Genomic DNA, 15,109 nt, shown 5'->3' with positions numbered 1-15,109 from the left:
CGGCTCTTCATCATGTGGACATGTCAACAAAGGTGAAATCCCTGCAACCCTGCCGTTTTGGACAAAACCCCTACAGGTAAATGGAAAATATATCGCGCCTTCAAGACAATCAGAGCGTGCAAGCTACATAGATATGGCTTGTAAACTTCCGTGTTGGCGACGCACAGCTATCTGTGATAAACGTATTTCAAAATTAAATCCATTTTTTGTATCATGCCTGCCTCTCCATGCACGCCTTCGAGCGCACATCTTCCGGCTTACTGCCGGCAGCGGCGGCCCATGGGCGGGCCTGAAGACCCCGGCCGCAACGAATGACTGCCATGACCAACCATCCCTACCCTGTCCTGACCCAGCCGAAGGCCAAAAAGACTGCCACCGGATGGATGGCCGAACCGCCTGCGGCGCTGCGCGCGCTGCTCGACCCGAAGGACTGCGCCGATCAGGTGCTGTCGATCTCCGGCACCTACCGCGACCGCATGCGCCGGCTGACCGTCCTGCTCGACATGGCCTTGCGGGCGGTGGTCGGGCGCTATGTCGCGGACGACCGCATCCGCGCCATCTATGCCCTGGCGCCGGAATTGGATGACATCCTGCGCCGGGCCGCAGCGCGGCCCTATCGGGTCGGCTGGTACCGGCCGGACGTGATCTTCGACCGTGACGGCACGACGCGGATCTGCGAGATCGGCGCCCGCTATTCGATGAACGGCTGGATGGTCAGCCGTGCCCTGTCGAAGGGGCACAGCGACTTCTGGGACGATCTGTGCGCGCCCTACGCGCCCGGCAGCACGCTGGCCCTGGTGCACCGCAAGGAGCCCGGCGGCGAGGTCGACTGCCTGTCGGATCATCTGCAAGGCACCGGCGTCCGCTTCCTGTCGGTGAAGCCGGAGGAGATGGAACTGCGTGACGGGCGCCTGACTGCCCGGGGCGTGGTGCTGGACCGCATGATTTTCCAGATGGACCGCACGGAACTGCTGTTCTTCGCGCCCGCCGTCCTCGACCGGCTGATGGAATCAGGCGACTATTTCAACGATGTCCGCACGCTGATCCTGGTGCATGACAAGCGCGTCCTCGCCGTGCTTTCCGACGAGCGGATCATGCGCGAGGCGATGCCAGCGGACCTGTACGAGGAATTGCGCCGGCACCTGATCCCCTCCGTCTGTCTCGAATCGGCCGAAGAGGCGGAGGATTTCCTGAAACTGGAAGGCGACTGGATCGCCAAGCGGAACAGCGGCGGGAGCGGCATCGGCACGCTGGTGCGGTCGCGGTGCAGTGACGACGATTGGAAGGAACTGGTCCGCCGCGACTGGCGGGAGATGATGTTCCAGCCCTATCTCGACCAGTTCGACTATAAGGACGAGACTGGGCGGGCCATCCACATGGTGGGCATGCTGCTGTGCCGCGACGACGTCTGCTACGGCAATGGCGTGTTCCGCGGCTCCGACGAGGCGGTGATCAACCTGCACCAGCAGCGCGGCAGGCTCTATGCATGCGAACTGGCGACATAAGCGGGAGGACCGCCGGCCTGACGGTCGGCGGTCCGCTCTATAACATGGAGGATCATGTCGGCCGAGCCCCGGCGTCGCCGGCGTGCCGGACGCGCCTGCCAGCGGTCAGGCGGCGTTCTCGCTCAGCACGCCGCGGCGGATCTGGTCGAGTTCGATGGATTCGAACAGCGCCTTGAAGTTGCCTTCGCCAAAGCCTTCGTTGCCGATGCGCTGGATGATCTCGAAGAAGATCGGGCCGATGACGTTCTGGGTGAAGATCTGCAGCAGCAGACCCTGCCCTTCGGTCGGGGCGCCGTCGACCAGGATGCGGTTGGCCTGCAGGCGCTTCAGGTCCTGGTTGTGGCCGGGCACGCGGCTGTCGACGCGCTCGTAATAGGTGTCGGGCGTGTCCTGGAACGGGGTGCCCATGCCGCGCATCGTCTCCACGGTGTGGACGATGTCGTCGGTTCCGAGCGCCACGTGCTGGATGCCTTCGCCCTTGTAGTCGCGCAGATATTCGACAATCTGCGACTTGTTGTCGGCGGACTCGTTGATTGGGATGCGGATCTTGCCGCAGGGGCTGGTCATCGCCTTCGACCGCAGGCCGGTCAGCTTGCCCTCGATGTCGAAGTAACGAATCTCGCGGAAGCCGAACAGGCGGGTGTAGAAGTCGGCCCACTCCTCCATCCGCCCGGTGTGGACGTTGTGGGTCAGGTGGTCGATGTAGGTCAGGCCGGCGCCCTTCGGATGCTGGTCAACCCCCGGCAGCGGCACGAAATCGACCTCGTAGATGCTGCCGCGCTCGCCATAGCGGTCGACGAGGTAAATCAGCGAATCGCCGATGCCCTTGATGGCGGGGATGTTCAGCTCCATCGCGCCGACGCGGTTCTCGACACCCCAGGCGCCGAGATCGACGGCCCGGCGATAGGCGAAGGCGGCGTCGGCGACGCGGAAGGCGATGGCGCAGATCGACGGGCCATGCTGGGCGGCGAAGTTGCGCGGGAAGCCCGACGGCTCGGCATTGACGATGAAGTTCACGTCGCCCTGGCGGTAGAGCGTGACGTCCTTCGACCGGTGGCGGGCGATTGCGGTGAAGCCCAGCTGCTCGAACAGGCGGCCCAGCGCCACCGTATCCGGCGCGGTGAATTCGATGAACTCGAATCCATCGGTCTTCATCGGGTTTTCCCACATGTCGGCCATGATCGTCTCTCCCTTGGTTTGTTCTGCGATCAGTATGCCGGACTATCTGTGGAAATAGCTTTCAAAGTGGGGCAGGCACACCTATGATTTTGGCAGGATTTTCCGTGCTGATCAGCCATACCGGAGAAATTTGCCGTTGTCCGCCGCCCTGTCGGAAATCGACATCAAAATCCTGGTCGCTTTGCAGGAGGATTCGCGCCTGACCGTGCAGGAGCTGGCCGACCGGGTCGGCACCTCGCCGTCCTCCTGCTGGCGCCGTCTGAAGTCGCTGGAGGAAACCGGGGTGATCCGCCGCTACACGGCGCTGGTCGATCCCAAGGCGGCATCGGTCGGCGAGTGCGTCTTCGCCCATGTGACGCTGGACCATCATTCGGCCGAGACTGCCGCCCTCTTCATCGACGCGGTGCGCAAGCGGCCGGAAGTGCTGGAATGCTATGCGGTGTCGGGGGATGCGGACTATCTGCTGCGGGTCGCGGTGCGAGCCATCGCCGATTACAACCGCTTCCTGGAGGAGTTCGTCTTCCAGCTGCCCTTCCAGGTCCGCATCCGCTCCAACTTCGCCCTGAAGGAAATCAAGTTCGAGACGGCTCTGCCGCTGGGAAGCGGGGCGTAGCGCGCCGCCATTGCAGTCACTATTACAAGTTGTCATCCCCGCGAAGGCGGGGATCCAGGTTTCCTACTCAAGCACTTGAAACGCCTGGATTCCCGCCTTCGCGGGAATGACGGCCGAAAGAGGGGGCCTCCCCTACCCCGCCACGCGGCGCTTGGCCGGCACGGCCGCGGCGGCGGCTGTCGGATGCGGGCCGGCGATGCGGTCGAGCAGCAGGTCCAGGCCGGTGCGGCTGGTCTCGTAGGCGACTCTCGCACGGGTCAGCGTCTGCGCCGAGGCGGCGGCGAGCGCCTCGCGGTCGTCGGCCCAGGCCGCCAGAATCGGCAGCGCCGCTTTCACGAAGTCGGTGTTCTGGGGCACCAGCCCGTCGGCCGGAATGTCGGAGCCGATGCAGCCGCGCTCGTAGGCCAGCACCGGCACGCCGGCGGCCATCGCCTCGAACAGGACCAGCGGCTGCGCTTCGTTGCGGTACTGGGTGGGAAAGACGAAGACGTCGATGTCGCGGTAGAAGGCCTCCTTGGCCTCGCCATGGACCGGGCCGTGATACTCGACCGCCCCGTCGAAGGCCATCAACCCGGCGGCCACCATCGCATTGTCCCTTGGCTTCAGCCCCGGTCCGGCCAGCACCAGCTTGGCGTCCACCCCCTCCAGCTGCAGGGCGCGCAGCAGGGCGAACAGCGTGTCCAGCCCCTTCTCGCCGCACAGGTTCGACAGGTGGCCGATGCGCAGGGGGCCGTCGCGCCGCGGACGCGGGGCCGCGCCGGGCGTGGAGAAGATGGCGTTCGACATGGTCATGCAGGTGCGCGCCGCCGGATAGACCGACTGGAAGCGCATCTGCATCGCCGGGCACAGCAGCACATGGGTGCAGCCGGCGCCGGCCACCCGGGTCAGCAGCCGCATCCGCCAGGTCGGTTTGCTGATGGTGGCGAAGGAGTGATGGTGCAGCACCTGCTCGTAGCCGAACAGCCGCGCGGTCCCGGCGAGCGCGGCGGTGTAGAGCGTGCCCCAGCCGGAATCCACCGGCATGTAGAAGCGGCGGTCCGGCTTGCGCAGCCCGGCGGCGAGCCGGCCCATGGCGCCGAACACCCGCGTCATCTTGCGCAGATGGTAAGCGACACCACCACCGTTCCAACCGGGCGACAGGTCGGCGACCTCCACGCGGCCGCGCCCCCGCATGCGGTCCTGCAGACGCTCCAGCACCAGGGCCGTCACCCGGCTCATCCCGTCCACCGGAGGCGGCAGGCGCCCGGAGACGACCACATGGGTGCGCGCGTTCCGTTCCATCGTCAACTCCCGGTCAATGCCGCTCCGGTCGACCGGCCATGCTGGCCACCCTCCGGATCGGCGGAATAGTCGGACACATAGTCCGTGTCCGCGCTGCGCTCCGCCTTCGGGCCGCCCAGCGCCACGACGGCCTTCTCCACCGACTGGGCGAAGAAGCTGGCGTCGGCCAACGCCTGGAAGGGCCGGCCGTTCAGGCTCAGGCGGCGCCACTCGTCCTCGTCCGCCGCGACCGACAGCATGTAGCGCGCCAGCCCCTCCGGGTTGTCCGGCTCCACGATGTGGCCGTTCAGCCCGCTGCGGATCAGCACGTCGCGCGCGCCGCACTGGTCGGACAGGATGGTCGGCACACCCATGGCCAAAGCCTCGTTCACCACCAGACCGAACTGCTCCTCCAGCGACGGCAGAAGCAGGCAGAGCGTCGATCCCAGCGTCTCGGCAATCCCCTTCTCCTGCAGGAAGCCACGGAAGATGATCGACCCGTCCAGCCCGCGCCGCGTCACCTCGGCCCGCAATTCCGCCTCCAGCGGACCGGAGCCGCAGAGGTGGAGCGGACGGGCGGCCGGACCGGCCAACTTCCGGTAAATGTCGTAGGCTTCGACCGCCCGGAACAAGTTCTTCTTCGGGACGAAGCGCGCGATGATGGTGAAGTGGCGGTCGGCGAAGGGTACTCCCCCAGGAGCCGGCTCCATCCCGGACAGTCGTCGGATGCGGTCCAGCGACAGCGTGTCATACCCGATATAGAGCCGATCCTTCGGGAGTCCCAACAGGCGGAAGTAATCCACCGTGCGGTGACTTCCGCCGATCCCCGCCTGATAGGGGGAGTAGAAGACGCTCTTGACCATCTCCCGCCACAGGATGCGCGGCTTGTCGTCGTATTTGGAGGCGTTCATGTTGATGACCTTGCGCCCCATCAGCCGCATGGTCAGAGCGAGGGCGAAGACGTCCGGATCCTCGTAATGGCACAGGAAGACATAGCGGGCGTCGACGCGCCGGCATTCGCGCAGCAGGGCGCGGTACACCGTGGCCGTCGACAGGTCGGCCTTCGACTGGCCGGGGAACAGGGTGATCTTGCGGAAATTCTGACCCGATCCGGTCGAATCCCAGGCGTAGGTGTGCGATTTCGACCCGACCTCCAGCCCGATCACGTCATAGACATGACCCAGCCGGCGGCCGACCGCTTCCAGCCGGTCCATGTGGTAGGGGCCGAACATCTCCCAGCTGAAGACCAGCGCGGGCTTCTTCATGCTGCCTCTCCCAACAGAAGGCGGGCGTAGCGGTCGAGCGCCACGGCACGGGTGGCGTTCGCCTCCACCCAGGCACGGCCGCGGCGTCCCATGGCGGTGGCGCGGGCGGGGTCCGACAGCAGGGCCGCCACCGCCTCGGCCATGGCGCGCGGTTCCTCCGGCGGGGTGCACAGGAAGGCGCCGACCTGCGCCTCCAGCGTGGCGAGCGCCGATCCGGGCAGGCAGGTGCTGACGAAGGGCCGGCCGGCGGCGAGGATGGTCACCGCCTTGCCGGGCATGGCGAAGGCCGCCCCTTCCGGCCGCTGGGGCACGAGATGGACGTCGCCCTCCGCCATCGCTTCGTTCAACTGGTCCTTGGGTGCCAGCGGCTGGAAGATCACGTTGCTGAGGCCCATGGCGCGGGCGCGCGATTTCAGCTCCTCCTCCAGGCCGCCCTGTCCGCGCAGCTTGATGCGCGCATTCGGCATCAGCTCCGCCAGATGACCGGCCATATCCAGCACCTGCTCCAGCCCCTGCTTGCGGGCGAAGGCGCCGCTGTACAGCGCCGTCGGCGGCTGGTCGCGGCGCGGCAGCGGATAGACCGCGTCGGCATCGACATGGGGCGGGATCACATGGATCGGCCGGGTGACGCCCAGCTCCTCCAGCACGCCGCGCATCGGCTCCGACAAAACGACGATGGCGTCGGCGCGGTTCAGCGCCCGGCGCTCCATGGCGCGGATCGCCTTGACAGCCGCCTTGCCGCCCATGCCCAGCGCGCCGGCAAGGCCGGACTGGATGTCGTGGACGATGGCGACGTGGCGCCCGCCCGGTGCCTTGAAGCGGTCGGCGATGCCCACCGACAGGATCGACGGGCAGAGCGACAGCACGGCGCTGTGCCGCCCGACCCGGCCGCGGGCACGGGCGGCGGCGAAGCCGGCATGCAGCACGCCTTCGTGGATCAGCCGGGCCTTCATGCCGCCGCCGGCCGGCGGAATGGTGTGCAGCCGCTCGACCAGCACCCCGTCCACCGTCTTGCTGTCCTGCGACCCGTCGGCGTAGCCGTCATAGACCTTGTTGCCGGGATAGTTGGGACGCGCGGTCAGCACGGTCGTTTCGGCCCCGGCCGCCGCGAAGGCGGTGGCGAGGTCGGTCATCATCGGCGCACTGCCGGCCGGTTCCGGCCAATAGCTCTGCGCCACGAGCAGCAGCTCTTCCGGCACGGGCACGTCCGCCAGGGACTGTGGGCCCGGTGATGCCTTGGACGCCGGCCGGTCGAAGACCGGCGGCCGCAGATGGATGGAATCGTCCGGCATCGGGCTTTACTCCGCTGCCTGCTTGGAGGTCTGGAGGCGTTCGGGGGCCGCGTTCTCCAGGAACCAGTCGTAGGTGCGGCGCAGCCCCTCCTCCAGCGACACCTTCGGGCGCCAGCCGGTGGCGAACAGGCGCGACACGTCCATCAGCTTGCGCGGATGGCCGTCGGGCTTGCTCAGATCGTGGGTCAGCGTGCCGGTGTAGCCGACGGTGTCGCGGATCATGGCGGCGAGGTCGGCGATGGCGATGTCGTCGCCGGGGCCAACATTGATGATCTCCTCGCTGTCGTAATGATCCATCAGATGCAGGCAGGCGTCCGCCATGTCGTCGACATAGAGGAACTCGCGCCGCGGCTTGCCGGTGCCCCACAGGGTGACGGTCGGATCGCCCGCCAGCTTGGCGTCGTGGAAGCGGCGGATCATTCCCGGCAGCGCGTGCGAGGTCTCCGGATCGAAATGGTCGCCGGGACCGTACAGGTTGGACGGCATGGCGCAGATGGCGTTGAAGCCGTACTGGCGCCGGTAGGCCTGGCACATGGTGATGCCGGCGATCTTGGCGACGGCGTAGGGCTTGTTGCTCGGCTCCATCGGGCCGGACAGCAGCGCCTCCTCCTTGATCGGCTGTTCCGCATGCTTCGGGTAGAGGCAGGAGGAACCGAGGAACAGCAGCTTTTTCACGCCGGCGCGCCAGGCGGCGTCGATGACGTTGTTCTGGATCAGCAGGTTGTCGCGGATGAAGTCACCGCCGAAGCGGTCGTTGGCGAGGATGCCGCCCACCTTCGCCGCGGCCAGGATCACATGCTCGATCCCCTCGCGGTCGAAGAAGGCGCGCACCGCCGCCTGATCGGTCAGGTCGAGCTGCGACCGGTCGCGGATCACGAGGTCGGTGTGCCCGGCCTCGGTCAGCCGCCGCAGAACGGCGGATCCGACGAGTCCCCGGTGTCCGGCGACGAAGATACGGCTGTTGCGGTCCATGCGGGCCGTCTCCTGATGAAGAGGTCTAGGTACAATCACTTGCCCCCACCCCGACCCTCCCCCGCTGGGCGGGGGAGGGAGCAGGCGCGTGTTCGGGAGGGCGGCGGCAGTCCCTCCCCCGCCCAGCGGGGGAGGTTAGGTGGGGGTCTAACTCCCCCGGCAGATGCCCCTACTCCGCCGCCTGCCCCATGCGCCCCAGATCGGCACGCGCGCGCTCGGCATACCACTCGACCACGCCGGGCAGGCCGGCGGAGAGCGGGATGCGCGGGGTGAAGCCGAGCGCGGTCAGCTTGGCGATGTCGGGGCTGCGGCGGTCGGTGCCGCCGGGAGCGGCAGGACCCGGCATCACCTGGGCCTCGCGGCCGAGGCAGGCGACCGTCTGGCGGGCGAGGTCGGCGATGGTGACCTCCTCCGGGTTGCCGATGTGGTAGATGCCGAGATGCTCGCCCTTGTCGATCACCGTCACGATGCCGTCGATGGCGTCGTCGATGTGGACGAAGGCGCGGGTCTGACGGCCGTCACCCTGGATCTTGAAGGGCACCGCCCCGCTCGGGTGGCTCGCGATGGCCTCCACCGCCCGGCGGGAGAATTCCGGCACCACATGCTCCCAGCCCATGTCGGGGCCGTAGACATTGTGCGGGCGGAAGATCGCCACGCGGTCGAAGCCGCTGCGGCCCCAGTTGATCGCCAGCAGCTCCGAGATCAGCTTGGAGCCGCCGTAGCTGTAGCGGGCGTTCAGCACGTCCGGCACGACCAGCGGCACCTCCTCCGGCGTCGGCACCATCGGCGGGGTCTGGTAGGCCTCCGAGGAGGAGGCGACGACGAGGTCGCCCACGCCGTCGGCGCGGCAGGCGTCCAGCACGTTCAGCATGCCGCGCACGCCGACGTCCAGAACCACCTCCGGCTTCTCGTAGAAATGCTTGGTGCCGTTGACGGCGGCCAGATGCAGCACGCCGTCGACGCCGCGCACCGCATCGCGCACCGCGGCCGCGTCGCGGATATCGCCCTGGACGAATTCGACATCGTCCAGCACGCCGGCCAGCCGCCCGGTATGACCGCGCGAGTTGTCGTCCAGAACGCGGACGCGGTGGCCGTCACGGACCAGCCGGTGGACCAGGGCGGCGCCGATGAAGCCGCTGCCGCCGGTGACGAGATAGTGTTTCATGTCGGTCAAATTCCTCTTCCCAAACCCCTTTGGCCGGCCCGACGCCGTCAGGCCACGTGCGCGTAGCGGGCGGCGCCATGGCTGCCGAGAGCCACGTAGGCGGTGCCTTCCGGCAGGTCGACATCGCGGCTGTTGAAGTTGTTCCAGAAGTCGTAGATCACGCCCGGCCGGTCCATCCGCTGGGCCAGATCCGGCAGCGGCATGGAGGTGAAGACCGGGTGGTTGTTCAGGATCACCGCCAGATTGGCGCCGGACACCGCCTCGGCCATGTTGGCCGCCGGCTCCAGCCCGAAGGAGCGGATGTCGTCCGGCCGCACCACCGCATCGAAGCCGCGCAGGCGGGCGGTGGGGAAGCGCTGGCGCAGCTCCTCCAGCACCGGCTTGGCCATGGTGCCGCGCAGGTCGTCGGTCGCCGGCCGGCCCTTGAAGGCGAGGCCCATCAGGCTGATGGTCGGCGCCTGGGGGAAGCCCTGCATCGAATTGGCGAGCTTGCCGAGGAAGTCGGCGACCTCGATCGGCTGGCTTTCGTTGACCAGACGGCCGGCGGCGGTGATCGCCATGTCGACGCCGACCTCGCGCGCCGCCTCGATCAGGATGTGGGGGTCCTTCTCCAGGCAGGGACCGCCGACCGGGCCGGGCAGCGGCAGGTTGGTGCGCGGATAACCCAGCTTGCCGGCGCGCGCCACCTCGACCGCCGAGATCTCCATGGCGTTGCACAGCTTGGCGATCTCGTTGGAGAAGGCGAAGGTGACGTCGCGGTAGGTGTTGTCGACCAGCTTGATCAGCTCCGCCGTCTCCAGGGTGGAGACCTTGACGGTGGTCGGCGTCAGGAAGCCGAAGATCTGGGCGGCGCGGGTGGCGACGTCCATGCTCTCTGCCCCGACGATCTGCGGCAGCTGGTTCAACTCCAGCAGCGCCTGGCCTTCCAGCGTGCGTTCCGGGCAGAAGGCGATGTCGAACTGCTTGCCGGTGGCGCGCAGGATCGGCGCCACGATGTTGCGGGTGGTGCCCAGCTTCACGGTGGAGCGCAGGATGACCAGGTCGCCGTCATGCAGGCAGCTGGCGACCTGACGGGTCGCCGCCTCGATCATGTCGGTGCGGACCCGGCCGTCCTTGCTCAGCGGCGTGCCGACCGTGATGATGAAGACGCTGGCCTGGCTGCAATCGTCCTGATTGCGGCTGAAGGTGAAGCGGCCGCGCGAGATGACGTGGCGCAGCTTCTCCGTCAGGCCCGGTTCGTGGAAGTGCGGGTTGCCCTGGCCGAGCTTGTCGAGCACGTCCTGCCGCACCTCGACCCCATGCACCTGGAAGCCGGCGTCCGCCATCGCCACCGCCAGCGTCAGGCCGACATAGCCGAGCCCGAGGACGCAGACGTTACGATCGGAAAAAGTCTTGGGAAGCATCGTCGCTCCTGCCGTTTGCTAAGGCCCCGCCACCGGCGGCGGGTTGCCGAGAGTTTGGAGACGCCCCGACTGCCCAGCCCTGTTGGCAAGGATGCAGACGGAGAAACCTCGAAATTCGAAATTGTTTTCTTATTGTGACTTCGCCGTGACGATGAAGTACCCCGTTACCGGCGTTGTGCAGCGCGAAGTGTTTCAGAAATCACCGTCGGATGAAAAGACTATGATTGCCGATCACCGACGTATTAAGAGTACTAACCCTCGCCGACGCCAAATGAATGCTTGGAGGCACCAACAGAGACGTTCGAAAGTGGTGCAATAGGCGCAATCCGCTTCAGCTGCCGGCATGGATCGGCCCGGCATTGCGAAATTGAGGGTTGCATCTGCCCGCCCTGCCACGACCCGCCCCTCTCAGGCCGTGGCGCTGGTCAGACGGCGCAACCGTTTCAGCTGTACCAGTCCCGTCAGCACCGCCATGGCCGCATAGACCGCGACCATCGCCACGCTGCCGATGACGAAATCCACCAGCGCCGGCATCCGGTCGAACAGCGGGGCGGCGAACCGGTCGAGTGCCAGTGCCGCGGCGACGGCGGCGCCGGCGCACAGCAACGCCTTCGCGGCGATCCCGCCATACAGCTCGCCGACCGTCTGCCGGTGGATCCAGGCGATGGCGACCGTGGCGGCCAGTTCCGCGGTGAAGGTCGCCATCGCGGCCCCCTCGATGCCGTAGCGCGGGATCCACCAGATGTTCAGCAGGGCGTTCAGCGCGCCGCCCGACAGCATGGCGATCATGTAGCCGGTCTGCCGGTGCCAGACGAGCAGCGGGTTGCCCAGGATCATGTTGGCGTAGACCACCGCCGAGGCCAGCATCAGCAGCCGCAGCGCCAGGGTCGCCGGGGCGTAGGCATCGCCGAACAGCGTTCCCAGGATGGACGGCGCCAGGGCGAGGCCGCCGGCGATGACCAGCCCGCCGACCGCCAGCATGACGGAGGCATAGGCCCGCATCCGGTCGCGCATCGGCCCCAACTCGCCATAGGCCGCCGCCAGCTGCGGCAGGAAGGCGTTCATCACGATGTTGCCGACCAGATTGGCCAGGGTCTGGATCTTCACCGCCGCGCTGTACCAGCCGACCTCGGTGTGCGGGGCCAGGAAGCCCAGCATGACCACGTCCAGATGGGTGAAGATCGCCCAGGCGAAGACGCCGACCGCCATCGGCGTCGCCGCCGTCAGGATCTCGCGCCAGACCTTCAGGTCGACCCGCGGGCGCAGCGTGCCGAAATCGCGGCGGAACCGGCCGATCATCACCAGCGCGTTGACGGTGATCGATCCGCCGGTGATGGCGGCTGCTGTGATGGCGTCCTCAGGCCCACGCACCAGCAGAAAGACGAGAAGCATCGAGCCGATGGAGGTGCCGATCTCGCGCGTGGCGATCACCCCCATCTTCTCGGTCGCCTGATAAACAAAGTCGAGCACCAGGGCGTTCCCGAGCAGCTGGACCGCCTGTACCAGAAGAACCGCCTTCACCTCCATTGGCTTATCCAGGGAAAGGATGAAGGCGGCATAGAGGACGCCCACCACCACAGCCAGGACGGTGCGCAGGGTCAGCACATGCTCCGACAGCTCGGCCGCCTGCTCGCGATCGCGGGCGATCTCGCGGATGGCGTAGGTGGACAGGCCCATGTTCACGAACAGCGCCGCATAGGCCATCAGCGAGGTGCCGAAGCCCAGCACGCCGAAACTGTCCGGCCCCAGCACCCGCGCGGTCCAGGCGGCGGTGACCAGACCGCTCGCCATCGTCGCCATCTTGGCGGCGGCAAGGGCGCGGATGTTCCGGAAGATGCGGTGTCCAGCGGACATTCATGGGCTCTTCAGTGGTTCAAAACGTCACGTTGCACGGCGCAAAAACTCCTCTCCCGCCTTTTCGGGGCGGGAGAGAAGGGTCTTCCTCAGTTCGCGTAGTAGCGGCGGTAGCCGTGATAACGGCCGCTGTCCGGGAACTCGTATTGGGCATGGCGGCGGGTATCGACCTGACTGAACAGGACGCCCACCACCTCGCCGCCGGCCTCGATCACCTCCTTCAGGCCGGCCATCGCGGTGCCCCGCTTGGTCATGCCCCAGCGGACGATGAAGACGGTCTGGTCGGCGAGCGCCGCCAGCAGCTTGCCTTCCGACACCGCCAGCACCGGCGGCGAATCCAGCACGATGCGGTCATAGTTGACCGACAGGCGCGACAGCAGCTGGTGCATGGCCGACGACCCCAGGGCATCCTGCGGCAGCGACGGACCATGGCCGGCGACGATGACGTGCAGCCCGGTGCGCGGATCGACCTGGATCGCTTCCTCCAGCGCCGCGGTGCCGGCCAGAACCTCCGACAGGCCACGGTTGTTGGACAGGCCCAGCATCTCGTGCAGGCTCTTCCGCCGCAGGTCGCAGTCGACCAGGATCGTCCGCTGGCCGGCGTTGGCGCAGGTGCGGGCGAAGGCCGCGGCGACGGAGCTTTTGCCCTCGCCCGGAACCGACGAGCTGAACAGGATCACCCGGTGCCGCCCGTCCGGATTGGCGAGCAGGAGCGAGGTGCGCAGGTTCTGCATTGATTCCGCGAAGGCGGAGATCGGCTTGTCGACCACATAGGCGGCCGGCGAGCCGCCGAAGCGCGGGATGCGCGGCACGATGCCCAGGCTGCGCACGCCGGTCGCCAGTTCGAACTGGTGCGGGCTGCGGAAACCGCCGTCGGAGCGTTCGCGCAGCATGGCCAGCAGCACGCCCAGCGTGCCCGACGCCACCAGCGCCAGCAGCAGGATCAGCTTGCGGTTGGGCTGCGACGGATCGAGCGGGATCGCCGCCTCCGACACCACGCGGGCGTCGGGCTGGCGCATATCGGTCTGCGCCGCGATCTGCTGCGAGCGGGTCAGCAGGGATTCGTACATCGCCTGGGCGGTGCTGGCGTCGCGTTCCAGCGTGCGCAGGCCAACGGTCGCCTGCTGCTGCTGGTTCTGCTTGGCCTCGGCCTGGTCCAGGCTGGCCTTCAGCGCCTGCTCGCGACCCTTCGCCAGTTCGACCTCGTTGCTGAGGTTGGCGACGATCTTGCCGACATCGGCCTTGATCTGGCTCTGCAGGTCGCGCAGCTGGCTCTGCAGGGCCTGGAGCATCGGGTGCTTGGCGCCGTAGCGGTTGGTGGCGTCGGCGATCTGGCGCTGCAGGTCGACCTCGCGCTCACGCAATGCCTGGATCAGCGGGGAGCCCAGCACGTCGCCGACCGCCGAGGCGCCGCGCGGCGAGTTCGCCATCGCGGTGACGTCACGCAGCTTGGTTTCCGCCTCCTGCCGCTTGGTGCGGGCCAGGATATAGTCGGTGTTGAGCTGGCTCAGCTGCTGGCCGACAACCGTGCTCTCGTTGTTGGACGAGGTGGTCAGGCCATGCTCGGTGCGGTACTTCTCGACCGCGTCGCCGGTCGTCTGCGCCTCCTTGCGCAGGTCGGCCAGCCGTTCCTCCAGCCACTGGGTGGCGCGCTTGGACGCCTTGAACTTCTCGTCCAGCTGGTCGACCAGATAAAGGTCGGCCATGGTGTTGGTGATCAGCGACGCCTTGCGCGGGTCCTCGCTGTCGAAGCTGACGGCGATGACATAGGAACGCCCCTGCGGCCGGACCGAGGTGTTGTCGAGCACCGCATTGACGACCGAGGTCATCTGGTTGCGCTCGATCTCCTCCGGCGACAGCGGCACGGTGCCGCCGCTCTTCCAGCTGTCGGGGATCCAGTTGCGCGGATTCAGCGCGGCGAGCCACCCCGGCGGCGGCGGACGCAGCGCCGAATTGAACTCCGGATCGTTCATCAGCTTCAGCTTCGCCACCACCTTTTCGGCGAAGGCCGGCGACTTCAGGATCGCGACCTCGCTCTGCAGCGCGCTGATGTCGGGGGTCATGTCGGACACCACGCCCTCGAAATTCAGGACGGTGTTCTTGCGGTGCTCGACCATGATGAGGGTTTCGGCGGTGTAGAGCGGCGTCATCCGGAAGGCGACCAGGGCCGCCAGCCCGGTGCCGAGCACGATCACCGTGCCGATCAGCAGCTTGTGCCGGCGCAGCAGGCCGGTTGTCCGGCGCACCGCACTGGCGGCGCTGGCCGACAGATCATAGGAGATGCCGGGGGAGGCGGAACCGGAGCCCCGCCGAGACTCAGGGGTATTGCGTCGGGGTTGTTCCTGAAGTTCCTGGGTGGCCAAAGGGTCCTCCTCGCGTAACGACCAGAAGCGCGGCCATAGGACCATCCGTTAGCCCGATCCTCCATTCCGGGCAGCTGATGCTGTCCGGCGGGCAGGCTCGGCGGTTCGTCCGATTGGCTGAAACGCAGTGTTAGTCCAGCCGTTGCATCGGCCATCCAGTGCATGAGGTGAGCAATGGGCGCGCAGTGGGTAGCCTTCCTGACCCTGTTGCAGTGCGGTATGGACCGTCGATGCAGGA

The 15,109-nt window shown here is 67.2% G+C and carries 11 protein-coding genes; 2 read left to right on the top strand and 9 right to left on the bottom strand.

Features of this window, described 5'->3' with window-relative positions; translation table 11 throughout:
* Positions 1–320: 320 nt before the first annotated feature.
* Complete coding sequence (locus TSH20_RS25100; RefSeq protein ID WP_109157174.1) at positions 321–1,505, top strand: hypothetical protein; 1,185 nt, start codon at positions 321–323, stop codon at positions 1,503–1,505.
* A 105-nt stretch (positions 1,506–1,610) separates the two neighbouring features.
* Here TSH20_RS25100 and hppD read toward each other — a convergent pair whose 3' ends face one another.
* Complete coding sequence (gene hppD, locus TSH20_RS25095; protein WP_109157173.1) at positions 1,611–2,684, bottom strand: 4-hydroxyphenylpyruvate dioxygenase; 1,074 nt, start codon at positions 2,682–2,684, stop codon at positions 1,611–1,613.
* Positions 2,685–2,820: 136 nt separating this feature from the next.
* Between hppD and TSH20_RS25090 the strand changes: the two genes are divergently transcribed.
* Positions 2,821–3,297 (top strand): Lrp/AsnC family transcriptional regulator, encoded by a 477-nt coding sequence (locus tag TSH20_RS25090; protein WP_109157172.1) that lies wholly within the window; start codon positions 2,821–2,823, stop codon positions 3,295–3,297.
* Between the two features lie 132 nt (positions 3,298–3,429).
* On the opposite strand, the gene TSH20_RS25085 is transcribed toward TSH20_RS25090, so the two are convergent.
* From TSH20_RS25085 to TSH20_RS25045, 8 genes are all read right to left on the bottom strand, one after another.
* Complete coding sequence (locus tag TSH20_RS25085; RefSeq protein WP_109157171.1) at positions 3,430–4,578, bottom strand: glycosyltransferase family 4 protein; 1,149 nt, start codon at positions 4,576–4,578, stop codon at positions 3,430–3,432.
* A 2-nt stretch (positions 4,579–4,580) separates the two neighbouring features.
* Positions 4,581–5,822, bottom strand: coding sequence for a glycosyltransferase family 4 protein (locus TSH20_RS25080; protein WP_109157170.1), 1,242 nt, complete (start codon positions 5,820–5,822; stop codon positions 4,581–4,583).
* Positions 5,819–7,114, bottom strand: a complete 1,296-nt coding sequence (locus tag TSH20_RS25075) for a glycosyltransferase family 4 protein (protein ID WP_109157169.1) — start codon at positions 7,112–7,114, stop codon at positions 5,819–5,821. The genes TSH20_RS25080 and TSH20_RS25075 overlap by 4 nt, the downstream gene beginning before the upstream one ends.
* Before the next feature lie 6 nt (positions 7,115–7,120).
* Positions 7,121–8,086, bottom strand: a complete 966-nt coding sequence (locus TSH20_RS25070; protein ID WP_109153925.1) for a GDP-L-fucose synthase — start codon at positions 8,084–8,086, stop codon at positions 7,121–7,123.
* A 169-nt stretch (positions 8,087–8,255) separates the two neighbouring features.
* The gene (locus tag TSH20_RS25060; protein WP_109157178.1) at positions 8,256–9,251 is read right to left on the bottom strand and encodes an SDR family NAD(P)-dependent oxidoreductase; all 996 of its coding nucleotides are present in this window, start codon (positions 9,249–9,251) and stop codon (positions 8,256–8,258) included.
* A 47-nt stretch (positions 9,252–9,298) separates the two neighbouring features.
* Complete coding sequence (locus tag TSH20_RS25055) at positions 9,299–10,654, bottom strand: nucleotide sugar dehydrogenase (RefSeq protein ID WP_109157168.1); 1,356 nt, start codon at positions 10,652–10,654, stop codon at positions 9,299–9,301.
* Positions 10,655–11,062: 408 nt separating this feature from the next.
* Entirely contained in the window at positions 11,063–12,508 is a 1,446-nt protein-coding gene (locus tag TSH20_RS25050) for a flippase (RefSeq protein WP_109157167.1), read from the bottom strand.
* 89 nt (positions 12,509–12,597) lie between these two features.
* The gene (locus tag TSH20_RS25045) at positions 12,598–14,871 is read right to left on the bottom strand and encodes a polysaccharide biosynthesis tyrosine autokinase (RefSeq protein WP_109157166.1); all 2,274 of its coding nucleotides are present in this window, start codon (positions 14,869–14,871) and stop codon (positions 12,598–12,600) included.
* Between the last annotated feature and the right edge of the window lie 238 nt (positions 14,872–15,109).

Origin of the sequence: Azospirillum sp. TSH20, assembly GCF_003115935.1 — a bacterium.
Classification (GTDB): domain Bacteria; phylum Pseudomonadota; class Alphaproteobacteria; order Azospirillales; family Azospirillaceae; genus Azospirillum.
Note: the sequence above shows the minus strand (reverse complement) of the source record. Positions and strands in the feature narration are given on the sequence as shown.